Genomic DNA, 14,742 nt, shown 5'->3' on the forward strand with positions numbered 1-14,742 from the left:
CTCCTTAATCCCAGGCCGAAACCGGTGGGGTTGCCACGGGCTTGAGGTCCACTTCCGGCAAGACCACCCACACACCCGCCGGCAATACCGGGCCCCATTCAGCCAATCCGGGATTGAGACGCCAGAGCGCCTCCTCGACGAGGTCGTCGCAACGTTCCAGCTCCCGATAGAGCAAGAGATTCACCGAATCACCGGCGATACTTCGAACCCTACGCATTGGCGAACTCCTTCAAATCAACCACCCAGCCCACCACCATCGCCGTGCCGTCATCAATGATTGCGGTCTGGGTTTCCGTGACATTGTTGATCTGCCACAGGCCCCAGTTGCGGCCGATGCCATCGACCAACGGCAGTGGGACGCGCTGCGCCTGCAACGCGCGCAACTCATCGAGGCGATCCATGGCGGTGGCGTACATCGATTTGCCGGTAATCGTCAGCCCTTGCAGGCCTTGGCCGATCTGGCTGGACTTGGGCTTGCTGGTGAGGATGTCGATGTTTTTCCAGCCGCCATCCGAGGTGTGTACCAACTGGTGGTACGCAAAATTTCTCGACAGACCAAAGATGAAACTGCCGAGGGCCATTTGTTGACGCATCACGTACCTCCGTCGGTCAGGGCCGCATCACTGCGCATGGCCAGTGAGTTGGGCATGGATGTCAGGCCAAATTGGCCGCTGATCTGTTGCACCACCAAGTTCGCCAACTGGCTCGCACTGGCCTGGTCCTGGCCGTTGATGTAGATGTTGGCGGTCATGGTGTTTTGCTGGGTGGTTGCCTGGGTGCTAGCCAGGTCTTTGCTGACCTGCTCTGGCGCGGCGAGCCTGTCGACCGGGGCGACGAGTTTTTCCCCCAGAGACGCGCCGGCATCGCTCCCCAGCCAGCCGCCCAGCAGTCCGCCAAGCACGCCACCAATGGCAGTGCCGAGCACCGGCACGACACTCCCCAACGCAGCACCGGCCGCAGCCCCCGCAGCAGCGCCGGCCCAGCCGCCACCTGCGGCGCCCAGGCCTGCGCCCATCATTCGTTTGTCGCCGGTCAGCACTCCCTCGGCCACATCAGCGACGGCACCAACGACTTTTAATGGGCCTGGCGCCCTGCGAGTCATCGAGCGTAACGAGGCGGTTGGCGCGAGTGAAAAACGCCCTGCGCCTCCCAGTGAGCCTCGTGTACTGACGCGTATTTTCGACCCTTTCGGGGATTCGGGACGCTGGTTGGCATTGCTTGTATCCAGCTTGCCCACCCGAGGATTTCTGAAATCTTCGGAGATCGCTTCACCCAATCGACCGGGAAGGTGCGGAGCGGCCCTCCCCAACACCCGCTTGGCCACCTGACTGGAGATCTCATCTCCTACCGCCTTGAGCAACGCGCCCACCAGCGGTTTGATCGCCGCGCCGATCAACACGATGGCCGCGGCGGCTTTGGGTGAGGACTCTGCCAATTCACTCATGCCATCGGCGAGCGAACCCAGCCCCTGAAATGAGCTACCCGCCGAAGGCATCAGCGCGTTTCCCGTGGCCAACGACAAACGCTCGTTACGGGCGTTGAGGATATTCAGTTGGCCTTGATGGGTTTTCGACAGCGCCAATGCATCCTGCCGCACCGAACCGTCGTTGCCCAATTGTGAAGTGGCGTATTGGCCTGGGTCTTTCACCTGCAAGAAAGCTGCGTTCACATCGGACAGCTTCTGCGCCATGCGCAGCACGGCTTCATCGCCATTGCTGAATAACGTCGTGGCAAGGGCCGAGCGCCTTTCGGCCGGTTGCGCGTTCAAGGCCGCCAGCACTGTCATCACCGTGCCAGGCGCTGTCTCCTTGTCACGCAAGCCGCTCGCCACCGCCGTGGGTTCCAGGCCCAACTGTTTCCAGGCCTTTTGCTCGGTGGCGGAGACTTGGCCACCCTTGCCCAGGGCCGTCGCGAAGCTATCCAGCGCCACGCCGGCTTCCGCTTGTTTGGTCCCGGTATTGAGCAATGCCGCCGTTACCGCTGCGGCTTGGGCAGGGGCCAGGCCTGCCGTCGTTGCAGCCGCACCGTCACGCTGCAAGACCGCGCCGATCTCGGCCGGTTTCGCACCATCGGGTAGCTTGCCCAACTGGTTGGTTGCATCCGCCAAGTCAAAGGCTTGAGCGCCGCTGAGCTTCATGGAGATGCGCCAGTCGGCGAGCATCTCGGCAACCTCCATGGCCGGCCTCTTGGTCGCCGTCGCGATGACGGCAGCATCCGAGGCGAAACGCGACAGCTCCGACGGTCGGTCCGAGGCCTTGGGCAAATCGTTGCCGATGCCTTTGCTGGCCGCCAGGCTTTGCATTCTCACCACTTCAACCGCCGTGGTGCCCCCGGCCGCCACCAACTGAGCGGTGGCGACATGCCGGGTTGACTCAGTCGTCTGTTCGATCTGGCGCGGGGTAAATCCGGTGACCTGCTTCAGATCGGCCATGGCCGAATCCATCGCTATCGCAGGTTTGAGCAGCGCCGGTGGTTCGATACCGCCACTGGACTTGCCCTTTTGCTCATTGGCCGACTCGCCCTTGGCGCCGCCGCCCATTGTTTGGGAGAACAATCGTTGCGCCGAAAGCTTCACGGTCAGCGATTCGATCGCCGTGGTCAGCAGTCCGAGCTTGAGACCGAGTGTCTCCAATGCCAGATCGAGGCTCGCCAGTTGATCCCTGGCGAACGCGCCTTGTGCCGACACGCCACTGGTGAGGCTGGCATTACCGAACGCCAACCCAGGCTCATTGAAGGTTGCGTATTTGAGCGAATATCTATCGTCCGCCATCCCGCTCTACTCCTGTTTCACGCCAAGGCGAGTGATCGCGATGTCGTAGCGGCGCAAGGCCTTGCCGGCGTCCCACTCCAGGATTTCCGCCTCACTTACCGAGTAAATGAGCGGCACCACATCGAGGATCACTTCGATGTCGCGCTCCGAAAGAAGTCCGCCGGTTTGTTTAAAAAATCGTCGATGCGTACCTGAAGTTGTGTCCAGTCGGGCACAGTCAGGTGATCGAGGTCGGGGATCATCAGGCCAGTGCAATGGGCGGTGATGAACTCGGCGCGTTCCTTGGCCGTCTTCAGTTTTTTCATGGCCTTGGTGGCACGCAGCACCGGCATTTCCAGGGTCAACGAGGTCAGGCTGCGGCCCGCGATGTCGAGCGGTTGCAGCAGCTGCACCTGATCGGGATCGACCGCTGCGCTGTCCACCGATTCCAGGAAGTGCGACGCCGGGCGGGTGGACATTTCGTGCACGTACTGGGCAATGCTCACGTAGTCCGGGCGCTTGAGCTGGTCGAGTTCCTTGACCGACAGGCCGGTGGCCAGTTTGGCCAGTTCGAAGAACTGATCGTCTTCGTCATCGCCAGCGCGGGCCAGGGCCTCTTTTTGCGCGGCGTAGTACAGAGGCTTGAGTGGGAGCTGCTCGATCTGCGAGCCATCGTCACCGGTGATCGGCGACAGCAGCTCATGGTTAGGAGGCATCCAGGACATGAAATCAGTTCCTTGGTGAAGCAGCGTGGACGAGCCACCTGTGGGAGCGGGCTTGCTCGCGAAAGCGGTGTGTCAGTCAACATTGCTGTTGAAGCTGATGGCCTCTTCGCGAGCAAGCCCGCTCCCACAGGGACTGTGTCTAGCCAGCTGGTTTGTTTAAGGCAGCAACACCGCACGGCGCGCATCGCCAAGAATGTCAACGCCGTTGAGCACGAACTTCTGGGTGCGCACGTCGATGTCGATCACCGGCACGCCGTTTTCCAGACGGTTGTAAGTGCGGCAGGACAACTCAAGATTGGTCTTGGGCTTCTCATTCATTTTCAGCGGGGTTTCCTCGAGGGATTTCAACTTGCCGCCCACCGTGTGATAGGTGAACCAGGTGTTGCCGTCCTGGTCCTGGCCGGCTTCACGCACGTTGAGCAGAATGTCCTCGCCCACCGTCACGCCCAACGCCAGCATGACTTCCGGACCGAGGCCTTGCAGGGTCAGCTTGGCCGTCAGCACCTTGCCGCCCTTGGCCATTTCCTCGCCAATGAAACGGCCGCCACGCATCTCTTCCATGTCGAATTCGATCTTTGGCGGGGAGAAGTCTTCTACGGTCGCCGACAACGGCAGGCCTTGCAGGGTGGCCGCGATGGCCTGTCTTACGCGGTTGGTAAACATTAGAGAACGTCCTCCAGGAACTGCTCGATGATTTCATCGCGGGCATTGAGTTGATAAATCATGTGTTCGTTCGGTGCGTAGCGGCCGTAGTCGATGACCACGTACCAGGTGCCGTTCTTGTACTTCTCGACGCTGTTCAATTCCGGGTGCAGGTACACGCTGCCACCAGGGATGGTTTCGTCGGCCACCAGGGTTTGCAGCCAGTCGTTGATGCGCTTGACCTCCTGGTCCATGAACGATTTGGTCAGGTTCTTGGCCATGGCTTTCTGGCCGGCCTTCACCAGCTTGCGGCTGATGGCATCTTCCAGGCCGACGTAGCTGATGAACTTGCCGGTGATGGAGCGGTTGCCCAGCAGCGAGAAGCCGCCGAGGATGGTCCGGGCGTAGTAGCTGACACCGTAGCGGTTGAGCAGATCGCCTTCGGTGGAGGTGTCGAGGATGTTGTATTCGACGGTGCGCGAAACGTCCTCGGCGAAGGTCTCCTGGTTGCCCGGGCTCTCCCACTGCTTGACCTTGGCAAGCGCGGCGACGGCCAGGCTCGACGGGGCCAGGAAGACGTTTTTCTTCGCGGCCTTGGAGTACACCGCCGGCATGTTATGCACCACCAGGCAACGGTCGAAACCAAGGTCGGCGCCGCCCAGCTCCTGGCTGTAGGTCACTTGGTCGGCGACCGCGGCGTCCTTGCCATCGAGCACCACACGAGCCTTGATGCGCTTGCCAAACGAAGCGAATTCGCTGGCCACGGCCTTGGTGCCGGTGAAGCCCGGCGCGCCGATAATCGTCAGGTCTTCCGCGACGCCACTCAACGCGGCCAGGCCCAACTTGCGCCCGGTCTGCGCCTCGATGCCGCCGATCACGTTGTTCTGCGTGTCGGCCAGGGTCGCGCCCTCTTCGACGATGACCACATAGACCGGCACCTTGACCACTTTGAGGATCTGGTAGACCGCCTGGAACAACGTACCCGCCTCGGCACCGGTCGGGTCCAACTGGGCCTGGGTGGTGAAGCTGTTGATACGGAACGGGGTGTTTTTCGGAATCAGCGGGTTGGCATTCGGCGCGGTGCCGACCAGACCGATGACGTTGTCACCCAGGCCACCCATGGCCTCGGGAGATTCGGTGGCATTGACGGTAATGCCGTTGTGCTCGAAGTTCAAAACCTCAGCCATGGTTATTCAGCCTTTTTGGTGGTGGCCTTTTTGGCCGGGTTGGATGCAGAAGCCGGTTCGACGGCTTCGGTTTTTTTCAATGCCAGGCGACCGGCGCTGCGCAAAGCGTTGGCCTCGACGTCGAGCAGATCGAGTTCCTGGCCGACGGTCGACCAGTGCCCGCCTCCGGTGGGGAATGGGAGGAGCACGGTGTAGGTTTGGCGTAGTGCCATTTGGGTTTCTCCGGATATGAAAAAAGCCCCTGGGGAAGGGGCTGTTGGGTGTTGTTGAAATTTGACGGTCAAAAAAATGCCCCGTGGTGCGGGGCGACTTATTGGGTTTGACTGACGAACCAGGGCAGCACGACGGGGCGGTATTGGCTGTCGGGGAAACTTGGTGACTGCGGCCAGTCCCGGAGGGCCTGCCGGTAGATAAGCAATTCGGAAAACTGAGCGTCCGTCAGGGTAGTCTCCTGTTTCAAGTCCTGTTCATCTCGATGACGTATCACGAGCCACTCGCTGGCGTGAATCTGCGCGTCGCGCCAGGCTCGCTCGCTGGCGGCCAGGGAATCGCCCTCCCTCACCGGCTCGACAAATGCCTCCCCGTCGTACCGCCAGCCGTGCCTGACTTCTCCGCCGCATGGCTTCCACATCAAATCCGGGTGGAAACGTCCTGCGGGATCGACCTCCGTCACCTCATGCACAACGCTGTCTTGTATCAATGCCCACATGTTGATCACCATCTGATAACTACTTGACCGGGCGACCCATTGCCGCCGTTGCCGTTTTCATTGCCGCCGCCCCCGCCGCTGCCGGCAAGCGTACTGGACGAACCGCCTTGCTCAACTGAACCTGCTCCTGCCCCATAACCTCGGCCGCCCGCGCCATGTCCGCCGCCGTATATGGATCCAGAAGAAGCCAGGCCATTGTCGTGGCGAGTTGCATGTCCACCTGAGCCCAAAGTGGTATTGATATCTCCTCCTGAGCCAAGGCCCGCTCTGCCGCCGTACCACTTCGACGCACCAGCGCCGCCCGTTGCACTCATGAAACTGCCGAAAGATGATGCATTGCCAGGCGCTCCGTCGCCATCACTTCCGGCCCAGCCAGCCCCACCAGCGCCGACAGTAACCGTGACAGAGGAAACGCCGGTCAGGTCTACCAACCCTTCGGAAATCCCGCCGCCACCTCCGCCGCCTCCGCCGTGGGAGAAGCGCCCGCCACCGCCACCACCGCCGAATACCGTCACCCAGACCTTCCTGACGCCAGCTGGCACTGCCCAGGTAAACACCCCGGCGGCCTTATAAGTCTGAGTTGCCTTGAAAGGACCGTGTCGACTGGTTGTAATTTCCTCCCAGTCTTTCCACTGCCCATCCTCACGACGCGCGCGGACCGCCATGCCAACCTCATCCCCCGACATTCCCCCGATCAGCGTTTGTGTCAGACGCTCGCCGGCATTGGACAGGCCGGAAACCCTGAGGCCGTAACGTCGAGTAGGGCTCCAGCCGGGCGGGATGTTGAGCTGGCCTGACGTGGCTGTCAGGTAATCACCCGGTATCGTGTAGTCATTCAAATCCAGCGCGGTACCAACGATTGCGCGGCCCACTCCAAACGCCCCTGGAGCAAGCATTGCGCCCGGGGTCAGATCGAGCGGGTTAGCTTGTTTAGGAGTGTTGTTGCTGCTCCAGATCTGCGCCCAAGGAGTCCAGACACCATTAGCAGTACGCGTACGTATACAAGTAATCGGTAGGATGGCATTCACCAACGAATCCCAAACCTGCGTAGCCATGTTGCTACTGCCCCGCTCCATGTGGAACACAGTGCCCTGGGGAATCTGCCCCGTGCCCTGCTGTGGGGGATATTCCGGCTTCGTTCCCGTGGTCGAAGCGCTGACTAGAAACACACCGTTTTCCACAAGGCTATCGATACTCCCGGTGTAACTGTAGGCAGAGCCCCCCAGGCCATAACGAGCCATGACGGCCCGAACCCCTCCATTGAATGCAGCAGACAACGCATCCGGCACCGATCCGTTCTCCGCGTACCAAGTGATGCCCGCGCCGGTCGACAAGGTGATGCTGTCCATTGTCTTCAACACCAACTGATTAGCAGCAATACCCGCCACATAATCCGTACCTTGCAAGACGATGGTTGCAGCACCGGTCGAAACGTTTAGCAGGTTTATAGTGCCGCCATTGAACCCCGTGCTTGCCTTGGGCAAGGTGATGTTCACTGGGTTGGCCGAATTGATGATGAACGACTTGCCGAACGCATCCGCGGTCAGAACGGTACTCGCGTCCAACCCACCAACGCTTGAATGGTTGCCGAGCGCACGCTGCACAAACGCAGTCGTCGCGAGTTGCTGATTGTTGTTGCTGACCGGAGCAGTCGGGGCCGTCGGGACGCCCAGCAGCACGGGTGAATTGAGCGGCGCAAACCCTTGCGTGATGTTCTGGAACGTCAACGCCGTAGCGCCCAGTACAATCACTCCATCGGTAATCAACTGCCAGATCGTATTGCCAAGCGTCGTCCCCTCCTCCACCGAGACAATCAACCCCGAAGTCACCTCGACACTCGCATCGGCATCCTTCGCCCGAACCCAAGCGCCGTTCGCGGCAACGTAGATACCGTTGTCTTTCGCCAAAGTCTGTGACTTGACCAAGACCCGATTCCCGGCGATCACCGCCACACCATCGATCGCCTGCGCGCCGCTCAAGACAATGTTGGCCGTCGTTGCCACCCGCACCGACTGCTTCCTGTCGAGCTTGGCGAGTTCATCAGCGACGTAACCTGCAACCCAAGCCCGCGTCGCCTTGACCACCGTATCGTCAATCAGCAACGTCACCAGCTCGGCATTGCTGGTCTCGAAAATCGATCGGATATAAAACTCTTTCCCCGAACCGGACGTCGCCAACACCGGTTTGAACGACTCCGGATATTTGACGATCGCGTAAAGAATCCCGGTATCGGTCCAGATCCCGGCCTCACGCACATACCAGCCGCCGACGTCGGACGGGATGGTGACTTCGGCCAGCAGCCAGCTCGGATTGTTTTCATCCTGGAACAGCGCATTGAGCGGCCCGCGCCAGACTTCGCGCTTGAGCGCCGTCGCCGTTGCGGCCGGGTTGTATTCGGCGCCGCCACCGTCACCGACGGAAATCTGCGACAGTTTGATCGGTGTGCCCGCCGCCTTGCAGGCGGTTTCGTAGGCGATCCCCGCATCGGTGAGCAGGGTGTAGTAGTCGGCCATTTAGGACCCCTGTGGATAAATAGTGGAGGTTTCGACGGTGTAGAGCCCGGCGGCCATGAAGGCCTGGCCCGAGGCTTCGAGGCCTTCGATGACGATCGGATAAACCGTGGTCAGCTCGCCGCACAGCGTCGCGGCGCCGATGACGTGACGGCCGAATGCGCTCAAGCCGACAGACACCTTCAAGGTGTCACGCTCGCTCTTGGCATCGGCCAGGCGGCGGTCGAGACGGGCGTCGATGGCTTCGCTGTAGGGCTGCTCGGTAAACGCCCTGACGGAAAAACTGTAGGGCGGGCCCGGTGGCGTTTGCTCATACCAGGCGCGCACTTCAGGCATCAGCTGCAACCCCTTGGCCGCATTTTCCAGCGCCTTTCGCGTCCCGGCCTGCCGAGCGGTGGGCCAGGCGAGTTCAACGGTCAAGCGCTTCTCAGCTTCGGGCGCCTCGGAACTCCATTCACTGACACCGCGGTCGGCTCCTAGATAAGGCAAGAACGCCAAAGGCGTGGCCGCCGGATTCATCAGTTCGGGAAACGGCGGATCGACGCGATCCAGCAGCCGGGCGAACCCGAGATCCAGCGACCGCTCCAGCGGTGAGCTGTTGACCGGCAGCAGGCTCGGTCGAGAAGTGTCGTCACTCATAACGTATCCACCTCGACCTCGACGCCCGTGCAGTACGGCGCCTGGAAAGCCGTCGTCACAATCGGCGCAAGCGGTTCGAGAATCTGCAGCTGAACCGCGCCAGCGCTGTGCAGGGTGTAGTCGATCCAGCTCGGATCCACCCGACCTTCCAGGCGATGACACGCCTCGGCATAGTCCAGCAGTTGCTGTTGTGCGGCAGCCTGGGTCAGGCCCGAGTCAGGCCCGGGATTGATCTTCGCCACGACGCGGATTTTGTAAGGTTTGATCTGCGCGGCCTGCACGATGACCAAGTCCGTCTCGGGCCGTACATCCGGTCGGGCGAAGTGCTCGCGGACGCCGTCGAGCAAGGCTTCGGAGGGCGTTCCATCGCCGTCGCGGGACAGCACCGTGACCGTGACTTCGCCGGGCGCGGTACGGCGTCCGTTACCGTCCTTGATCCGGGCGGCGTAGCTGTCCGGATCGAAGGTGTAGGTGACCGTCACCACACCCGCCGAGGCGTTCTCGACTTTTACGACGGGACGCTGCCCCAGGGTAAAAATCTCCCGCCGATACTGCATGCGCGAGCCAGCCGCCGGCGCATGGGGCGCCAGGTAGTAGCGCAACCGCGCATCGTCATCGCTCTCGTAGACCGGGGGGACGGGCGGGAACGCCGCTGGGTCGCCCGGGTCGAGCAACTGGCGTTCGAGCCCCATGTCCGCGAGGCGAGCGTCGAGGTTGGTGCCGGTGGCCCACCACGCCAACATCTGCTTGATGCGGGCGTTGTATTTGCGTTCGTGGGTTTGCAGCCGGACACAGAACGCCTCGAGGGCCAGGGTCAACAGTTCGCTTTCGTTCTCGAGACTGTCCACCAACTTGGCGGCGCTGGCGGGAGAACGTGCGGCGACGTACTCGACCACGAAGGTCTTGAACTCGGCGAGCAAGTCCTCGAACGCTTCGACGGTGACGATGGCCGGTTCGGCCAGTTGGTTCTGGCCGGGTATCAACATGCTCATGTCACCACCTCGAATGTCTGCTTGCGGTTTTTCCAGGTGCCGGCGAAACGCAGCAGCAATCCGGCACCGTGCCGGCTGGCGACGATGACCTGGGGCTCGAAATCGTCGATGCCGTTATGGGGGTTGTAGAACGCTTGGGCCGCATGGCTCTGGGCGAGGATCAACAGGTCGTCGCCGAGGTTCTGTCCCAGCAACTGGGTCAGTGCGCAGCCATACAACGGGCGCTTCTGGCGGGTGCCCAACGGCGTGGTCAAGGCACGGGTGGCGCGCTGCACGAACTGCAGCCAGTCGTCGACCGTGGCGCCGGTATTTCGATCGATTCCAATCATGAGGAAGTCTCTTATGCGGTACTGATGACGCGTCCCTGGTGATCCACCACCGGGCCGCTCAGGTGCACACCGGAGGCGTCGAGCCGAATGCCGACGGCGCCCAGTTTTAATTCGATGATTTGCGGCATCATCGCCAGACTCGATGGGCCAATGCTGAACTGGAGCGATTCGCGGGAACCGCTGAACGTCGCCGGGCCGTTCTTCCAATGCAGGACATGGCTGGCGTGGTCGTAGCCGTTTTCCGTGCCGTCTTGATAGAGGCGACGCGTCAGCGAGGCCTGGGTCGAGACGGGCGGGAACTGACCGCCATTGAGGCCAAACAACGCCACCGCCTGCCCACCGCTCTCGCCGCCGCCATGGTTGAGTAACAGGCATTGCTCGCCCACGGACGGAATCCGCGACTCGCTCTGGGCGCCGGCGCTCGGGTTGAAAAAGCGGATCGCCGGAGTGAGCAGTCCGCCATGGCTGACTTTGCAGGTGTTGCTGGCCGCATCGACTTCCTGGCAAACGCCAATGCGGCAGAAACTCTCCGCACGTCGATGCAAGTCTTCCAGCTCGGTTTCCATCTGCGCCAGGCGCTCGATGATCGGCCCCAGATGCATCCGTAACAGCGCATCAAACATGGCTCAGCCCTCGAGTGCGGTGTATTGGTCCGGGTCGTCGATGTTCGACACTTCCCAGGTGCGGGCAAACTTCGCGATGCCCAACGGGTCATCCAACAGCGTCGGGCCGAGGTACAAGGTTTGGCTGAAGGAAAGGGTCCAGGCGGTGTACGACCTTGTCGGGTTGATGAACGTAGATGGCAGGCCATCGATCTCCGTGGGCAAGTCGCATTGATCGCCCGACAGACCCCAGCGGTTATCCATCACCAAGTGCTTCAGCTCAGCGGCCAAATCGCAGGCCTCCCATCCCGGGACGGCCATGACCACTTGCAGGGAAACCGTCAGGACATGGGCGATACGCCCATTGTTGGCGCGGTGACCGGGGGCATCACGCTCGATGGCAATTAGTATCCAGGGTTGATCGTCGGTGCCATCGAACTCCTGAGGGCTGCCGACTTTCAAGGTGGGATAAGTGGCGCGCAGCGTCTGGGCAATGGCCGAGAACAACTGCGACGGTTTTTCGATAAGGGCAGGCATTGATCGCCTCCTTGTGTAGGGATCAGCGCTGTCGATTCACGGCTGGTCGGGAGGAACGTCTCGCGGAGGGACTTCGCACACGCCGATCCGCTTGGCGACCCAGCGCTCGTAAAGACCGATGGCCACATCGGCCCCGGCCATGGCGGTCAGGCAACCCAGGGCGCAAGCGCTCCAGATCGACATCCCGAGGGCGTACAACAGCATGGTTGCCGATACGCCGCAGACCACGCAGGCACCGGAGCGCAGAACCACGCGGCGCAGCAACGGCCAGCCACGGGCGCCCTCCTTGTCGGCGCGCCACATCTCGCCGGACACCCCGCCCACCAGGGCGAGCACGATGACCAGCCAGATCGGCATGTCCAGCAACGCTTGTTGCTCGTTTGTCATGTCAGGCTTCCTGGGGGTGATTAAGATTGGGCGGGTAAGTTGTTTGAGGTGAATGAGATGTGGGTCGGTGCAACCCATTAAGTCGCGACTAGTAGCGTTCAAGCTTTTTTCAGGTATTGGAGGGCTGACATTACTTCGGCGCAGCGCAGGTCGCGCCTTTGTAGGTCATGGTGTAGGTGTAGTGCCTGTCCCACGACAGCGGTAGCGCACTGGGTGCGGCCCATTCCGCGTAGTTACCCGACATCGAACCCGCGACAGCTAACTTACCCATGGCAATGGTCGCGAGATTGTTGGCGCTCCCTGCACCCGGCATTGGCACACTCCCATTCCATTGGAGATCGTCCCCGTTCTGGAACCATGCGCCCTTCCAGCCGGCCTGCGAACTCGAGTACCAGGTATTGTCTGCTTTGAAACAGATCGTTTGGTTGGCATAAAAACCACCGCCCGGAACGTGGTAGTAAGCGAATTGCCAGGAACCGACAGGTGAGGTTTCAGCACTTGCATTAAGGGACTGGAAGGCCAGGACAGCTACGACCAGCACACTGAAAAAGTTTTTCATCAGTTACATCCTTTTAGATAGGTAAGTTTTTTAAATCACTTTTTATCTGGGCATCTCCTTGGCTTCACGAATGAGCGCATGGAAATGCCCTGCCTGTTTGAAGCACCTCGCGGCACAGGCATTCCAAAAAGCCCGGTTGCCCAGGCTTTTCAGTAATGCGCTTGATCTTTCGGCGCGACTGGCGCGGTACGGATCCATTCAAATTGTTCCTCCGGCCGCGGTCCCTGCCCGCCGGATAACTGCTTCTGGTGCTTTACGCTGCACACCCGGGCCAGTTGCCAACCCTCTGAACCGTTAAGGCCGGTTCATCGCTGCCTGTTGGTGGAACTAAAGAGCTTCGTTGCCAGCCGCTTTGTCGAGCGGCTTGGACACAGAATATGCATGGATGCATATACAGTCAATGCGTAAATGCATTTATTTATGCATGCTGAATGCGCAAATGCATGAAGCCCTTGTAAATGCGGGGGGCGCGGGTTTCAGGAGGCGAAAAAAACCCGCTCGGCGGCGGGTTTTATCTGACAGCGGAGGGGTTAACGGGCGTACATGCCCCACCAGAAGACGTGACCGAGGATGACGATCTGCTCGTCCTGCATTTCCTGGAACGTGTAGTCCTCATCCGGGTGTTCATCGCGATTGAAGCTACGCAGGCGGATGCCGGTGGGCAGGCGGTAAAGCTGCTTCACCCGCAGTTGGCCGTTGTGATTGATGGCGTAGAGGTCACCGTCGACAATATCGCCGATCCCGCATTTGCCCGCATTCACCCCAACCGTGGCGCCGTCGCGCAGCACCGGCAACATGCTGTTGCCGCGCACCGTCACGCACTTGGCCTGGTCGAACTGCACACCGTTGTGGCGCAGGCTGCGCTTGCCGAACCGCAGGCTGGAGCGCTCGCTCTCCTCGATGACGAATCTTCCTGATCCAGCAGCCAATTCAACCTCACGCAGAAAAGGGACCGACACTTCGTCTTCTTCGACGGGTGTTTCGTCGTCCCACAGGCTTATGTCCTTGAGTTCGGAATGCGGCTCGTCGCGGCGGGCATTGCCGAGGGGCACAACGTCGGCGCGCCCGCGCAGCTGATCGGTGCTCACGGCAAAATATTCGGCGATCTTCGAGATGTGTTTATCCGAAGGGTCGACGATCTTGCCGCTGAGGATCCGGGAGAGGGTGGACTGAGGCACGCCGGTACGCCGGTGAAGCTCCGTGGGGGAGATCCCGTGCTGATCGAGCAATGCTCTTAATACGGTCGAAACGTTGCGTTTTTGCATAACGCGCATAGTGCTTGTTCTTTTCGCAGAAGACAAATGCTGTTTTGCATAAATAGGCAATTCCAACCAGTTGCATTCATTGTGGCGAGGGAGCTTGCTCCCGCTTGAGTGCGAAGCGCTCACAAAAGGGTCTGCTGCGCAGCCCAGCGGGAGCAAGCTCCCTCGCCACGGAATCGCCCTACACGCCGTTGGGAAAAGGCTCCAAAGCCGTCCTTCAAATATGCGACGCAAGGCTACGTTTTCTTGCGCCTCTGCCTACAACTACGCCAGAATCCGCCGGCTTGTGCGCCTTGGGGGCCACCGGTACTTTTGATCCTGTCACTGCCCATCAGTGATCGGGTTTAGTAGCCCGGTATTTCCAAGATGTACATCGCTCCATCCTGTCAGGTATTCCCATTCCTGCATTCGATGGTAGCTGTGCGCAGGGCGCCCTCGGGTGCGCCGGTTTCTTGGATCCCCGGTCTACTAACCTGCGTACAGCTGCCACCCATTTCGTTTAGTAGCGAATCGGTGATGGCTCCCACTTCGAGGATCCAAGCATCATGAGCAAGAACACTCCAAATCCCCCAGACGATCACGTCTCCCGCAGCCAATCGGCCAACGCCAAGAAACTCGACGACGCGGCCACCCGCGCCCTGGACTATTACCTCAAGCCGAAAACCGACAAGGAAACCGCTGACACGCCCGATACCCTTTTCATCATCGCCCCCAACGTCGACGCCGAATGCCTGCTCGCCAACCTCAGCGAAACCCTGGCCTCGGCTAATGCCATGGTCAGTGACTTGGCATTCGACCTGAAGGGCTCGCGTCGGAATATCTTGCTGGGGGTTCAACAGATGATCGAGTTGAGCCAGTTGTTGGCGAACCGGGCGTTGGATGTGGTTGAGGTGAGGTAGCACTCGTGATGCAA

At 60.6% G+C, this 14,742-nt stretch carries 18 protein-coding genes; 1 reads left to right on the forward strand and 17 read right to left on the reverse strand.

All coding sequences use genetic code 11. The features are described from left to right. Window positions 1-4: 4 nt before the first annotated feature. The 17 genes from J3P88_RS24290 to J3P88_RS24370 all read right to left on the reverse strand — a co-directional run bounded on the left by J3P88_RS24290 (window position 5) and on the right by J3P88_RS24370 (window position 13,832). Entirely contained in the window at window positions 5-217 is a 213-nt protein-coding gene (locus J3P88_RS24290) for a tail protein X (protein WP_186728883.1), read from the reverse strand. Continuing rightward, entirely contained in the window at window positions 210-593 is a 384-nt protein-coding gene (locus tag J3P88_RS24295) for a phage tail protein (RefSeq protein WP_186705531.1), read from the reverse strand. Before J3P88_RS24295 ends, J3P88_RS24290 begins: the two co-directional genes overlap by 8 nt. After that, on the reverse strand, window positions 593-2,770 hold the full coding sequence (locus tag J3P88_RS24300; RefSeq protein ID WP_434572043.1) for a phage tail tape measure protein: 2,178 nt from the start codon (window positions 2,768-2,770) through the stop codon (window positions 593-595). The genes J3P88_RS24295 and J3P88_RS24300 overlap by 1 nt, the downstream gene beginning before the upstream one ends. A gap of 128 nt (window positions 2,771-2,898) precedes the next feature. After that, entirely contained in the window at window positions 2,899-3,474 is a 576-nt protein-coding gene (locus tag J3P88_RS24305) for a phage tail assembly protein (RefSeq protein WP_434572045.1), read from the reverse strand. Window positions 3,475-3,630: 156 nt separating this feature from the next. Continuing rightward, the gene (locus J3P88_RS24310; protein ID WP_434572047.1) at window positions 3,631-4,137 is read right to left on the reverse strand and encodes a phage major tail tube protein; all 507 of its coding nucleotides are present in this window, start codon (window positions 4,135-4,137) and stop codon (window positions 3,631-3,633) included. After that, a complete protein-coding gene (locus J3P88_RS24315) occupies window positions 4,137-5,303 on the reverse strand; it encodes a phage tail protein (RefSeq protein ID WP_434572049.1) in 1,167 nt (388 codons plus the stop codon). Before J3P88_RS24315 ends, J3P88_RS24310 begins: the two co-directional genes overlap by 1 nt. A 2-nt stretch (window positions 5,304-5,305) precedes the next feature. After that, window positions 5,306-5,515, reverse strand: a complete 210-nt coding sequence (locus J3P88_RS24320; protein WP_434572051.1) for a hypothetical protein — start codon at window positions 5,513-5,515, stop codon at window positions 5,306-5,308. A 98-nt stretch (window positions 5,516-5,613) separates the two neighbouring features. Beyond that, on the reverse strand, window positions 5,614-6,024 hold the full coding sequence (locus J3P88_RS24325) for a phage tail assembly chaperone (protein ID WP_250965894.1): 411 nt from the start codon (window positions 6,022-6,024) through the stop codon (window positions 5,614-5,616). Continuing rightward, window positions 6,018-8,525, reverse strand: coding sequence for a phage tail protein (locus tag J3P88_RS24330; RefSeq protein WP_434572054.1), 2,508 nt, complete (start codon window positions 8,523-8,525; stop codon window positions 6,018-6,020). The genes J3P88_RS24325 and J3P88_RS24330 overlap by 7 nt, the downstream gene beginning before the upstream one ends. Then, window positions 8,526-9,161: a phage tail protein I gene (locus J3P88_RS24335; RefSeq protein ID WP_434572056.1), complete on the reverse strand. Its 636-nt coding sequence runs from the start codon at window positions 9,159-9,161 to the stop codon at window positions 8,526-8,528. It abuts the gene before it with no gap. Next, window positions 9,158-10,153, reverse strand: a complete 996-nt coding sequence (locus tag J3P88_RS24340; RefSeq protein WP_434572058.1) for a baseplate J/gp47 family protein — start codon at window positions 10,151-10,153, stop codon at window positions 9,158-9,160. The genes J3P88_RS24335 and J3P88_RS24340 overlap by 4 nt, the downstream gene beginning before the upstream one ends. Further along, window positions 10,150-10,482 (reverse strand): phage baseplate protein, encoded by a 333-nt coding sequence (locus J3P88_RS24345; RefSeq protein ID WP_207965436.1) that lies wholly within the window; start codon window positions 10,480-10,482, stop codon window positions 10,150-10,152. The genes J3P88_RS24340 and J3P88_RS24345 overlap by 4 nt, the downstream gene beginning before the upstream one ends. Window positions 10,483-10,493: 11 nt before the next feature. Further along, window positions 10,494-11,105 (reverse strand): phage baseplate assembly protein V, encoded by a 612-nt coding sequence (locus J3P88_RS24350; RefSeq protein WP_434572061.1) that lies wholly within the window; start codon window positions 11,103-11,105, stop codon window positions 10,494-10,496. A 3-nt stretch (window positions 11,106-11,108) separates the two neighbouring features. Next, entirely contained in the window at window positions 11,109-11,621 is a 513-nt protein-coding gene (locus tag J3P88_RS24355) for a hypothetical protein (protein WP_250965173.1), read from the reverse strand. Window positions 11,622-11,657: 36 nt separating this feature from the next. Next, complete coding sequence (locus J3P88_RS24360) at window positions 11,658-12,008, reverse strand: phage holin family protein (protein WP_123342521.1); 351 nt, start codon at window positions 12,006-12,008, stop codon at window positions 11,658-11,660. 130 nt (window positions 12,009-12,138) lie between these two features. Next, window positions 12,139-12,567: a hypothetical protein gene (locus J3P88_RS24365; protein ID WP_411386618.1), complete on the reverse strand. Its 429-nt coding sequence runs from the start codon at window positions 12,565-12,567 to the stop codon at window positions 12,139-12,141. Between the two features lie 530 nt (window positions 12,568-13,097). Next, window positions 13,098-13,832: a LexA family transcriptional regulator gene (locus tag J3P88_RS24370; protein WP_411387468.1), complete on the reverse strand. Its 735-nt coding sequence runs from the start codon at window positions 13,830-13,832 to the stop codon at window positions 13,098-13,100. Window positions 13,833-14,374: 542 nt separating this feature from the next. Here J3P88_RS24370 and J3P88_RS24375 point away from each other — a divergent pair. Then, a complete protein-coding gene (locus tag J3P88_RS24375) occupies window positions 14,375-14,728 on the forward strand; it encodes a DUF6124 family protein (RefSeq protein ID WP_186705517.1) in 354 nt (117 codons plus the stop codon). Window positions 14,729-14,742: the final 14 nt, after the last annotated feature.

The organism is Pseudomonas sp. Z3-6, from assembly GCF_051131985.1.
GTDB lineage: Bacteria > Pseudomonadota > Gammaproteobacteria > Pseudomonadales > Pseudomonadaceae > Aquipseudomonas > Aquipseudomonas zanjanensis.